3 protein-coding genes are annotated in these 2,031 nt (G+C 57.8%); 2 read left to right on the top strand and 1 reads right to left on the bottom strand.

Annotated elements, in window-relative coordinates; all coding sequences use genetic code 11:
- Nucleotides 1-330, bottom strand: a 330-nt coding sequence (locus QGH09_07055) for a hypothetical protein (protein ID HJO17939.1), incomplete at its 3' end; no start/stop codon positions are given.
- A gap of 172 nt (nucleotides 331-502) precedes the next feature.
- Between QGH09_07055 and QGH09_07050 the strand changes: the two genes are divergently transcribed.
- Nucleotides 503-1,471 (top strand): hypothetical protein, encoded by a 969-nt coding sequence (locus QGH09_07050; protein ID HJO17938.1) that lies wholly within the window; start codon nucleotides 503-505, stop codon nucleotides 1,469-1,471.
- A 45-nt stretch (nucleotides 1,472-1,516) separates the two neighbouring features.
- On the top strand, nucleotides 1,517-2,031 hold a 515-nt coding region (locus QGH09_07045; protein ID HJO17937.1), incomplete at its 3' end, for an alkaline phosphatase family protein.

Below are 2,031 nucleotides of genomic sequence, written 5' to 3'. Positions count from 1 at the left end.
GACAAGCGTCTTCCAGTAATCGAACGTTGCGTCGTCGTCGGCTACATAATCACCGCGCATTTGTTCGACGATCATCTGTCCGACCTTCTCTTCAAGCGTCAGCTGGGTGAGTGTCTCCGCCGCCCACCGCTCAGCCTCCTCGTGGCCCGCCATAAGCTGCTTCTGGGTCTCGACTCGACTTCCACCAGGATCAGCCGGCGAGCAAGCCGCCAAAACGATGGCCGAGGCGAGGGCGGTTAACAGGCGAGCTCGTCGGGTGAATAGACTCGCCGAGAGTCCAGACAGAACTGCGGCAGAGGGTACGGGGAAACAGTATTGGAACTGCATCATAACGAGTGGAGTAGACGGAACGAGAATCCTCCCTATTGAGGGCGAGCTAACTATCAGGAAATACTACCGCAAAATACCAGAGTGATCGCGGGTGGACTATGATCGGATGCTCGGATTGCCGGAGTTAGTAACTCTTCACGGCGCGACGACGAATAAGTAGCGAGGAGAGCCGATGCAAATTATCGATGAAGCCACTTTGCGTCACCACGTGGGTCGATCTGTCGCGCTTGAAGCGGTTGAGTCGGCGTTCCGCGCACTAGGTGAGGACAGGGTCACGCAGCCACCCCCGATGGGGCTTGATATTAAGCCGGTCGGTGGCGAGGTCCATGTCAAGAGCGCATATCTGTCGGGTGCGCCGGTGTTCGCAGTCAAGATTGCCTCTGGTTTCTATGCCAACGGCGAACGCGGTTTGCCGAGTGGCTCGGGTCTCATGATGGTGTTTGACGCGACGACCGGGTTTCCGCTGGCGCTCCTACTGGATAATGGTTACCTCACCGATCTCCGGACAGCTGCTGCAGGAGCATTGGCTACCCGCCTTCTAACCAATGAGCCGCTCGATAAGGTTGCCATCATCGGAAGTGGACTGCAGGCGCGCTATCAAAGCCGCGCAATCGCCGGGGTGCGGTCTTGGCGGCAACTCGTCGTGTGGGGTCGGAACCAGGAGCGTGCTCAGCAATGTGTGCAAGAACTGAAAAGTGAACTTGATCGTCCTGTCGAACTCTCGGAAAGCGCTGAAGCTGCCGTGCGTGATGCCGATCTTATCGTGACCGTCACAGCGAGCCGAGAGCCGATTATCCAAGATGACTGGATGGCTAGTGGAGCCACGCTTATCGCGGTTGGTTCGGACGGGCCGGAAAAGCAAGAGGTGGCCCCGCGGGTGCTCCAACGAGCGGATAAGGTCATCGCGGACCGGACCGCACAATGCGTGCAACTTGGCGAGATTCATCATGCTATTACGGCAGGTGTTTTTACCTCTCACCATATTCATGGCGAACTTGGACAGCTTGTGACGGGTGCGGTGACCTGTCGCGAGGGCCACGAGCGGATCGTCTGTGACCTTACGGGTGTTGGGGCCCAGGATGCGGCGATTGCTGAGGCTGCGTGGCGTGCAACATGCGCCGATGCCAGTTCACCGGCTTGACCTTTTGGCATAATTCCTTTGAGATCGTGGGTGGTTGAGTTTTCGATGCAGACCAATTTCTTTACACGTTTCTGGCCGCGAGTAGTGTGTGTAGCACTCCTGTTGTGGGTGTCCCTGGCGGTACCCGCGTTCGCAGCGGACCCTCTGCGTCTTGTTGTGATCTTGGTCGTCGATCAGTTCCGCGCCGATTATATTGACACCTACGGTCAGCAGTGGACGCAGGGATTACGGCGGTTAATCGACGACGGCGCACGGTTCACCGATGCTGCCTATCCGTACCTCAGCACGGTCACGTGTGCTGGACACGCGACGATCGCGACCGGTAGTTATCCGGCAACTCACGGAATGATCGCCAATAGCTGGTGGGACCGAGAAACTCGCCAGTTGGTGCGATGCACGTTTGATCCCCAGACTCCGGTGATTAGCTACGGTGCAACTGACGTAATACGAGAGGGAGAAAGCGCGCACCGGTTACTCGTTCCAACGTTGGCTGACGAAATGCGCACGCAACTTGGTGGTGACGTGCGAGTGGCAACGTTCTCGCTGAAGGAGCGCTCCGC

The sequence above is a fragment of the Vicinamibacterales bacterium genome (genome assembly GCA_036012125.1).
In the GTDB taxonomy this organism is placed as follows: domain Bacteria; phylum Acidobacteriota; class Vicinamibacteria; order Vicinamibacterales; family UBA823; genus UBA11600.
This window is presented reverse-complemented; position numbering and strand designations above follow the sequence as displayed.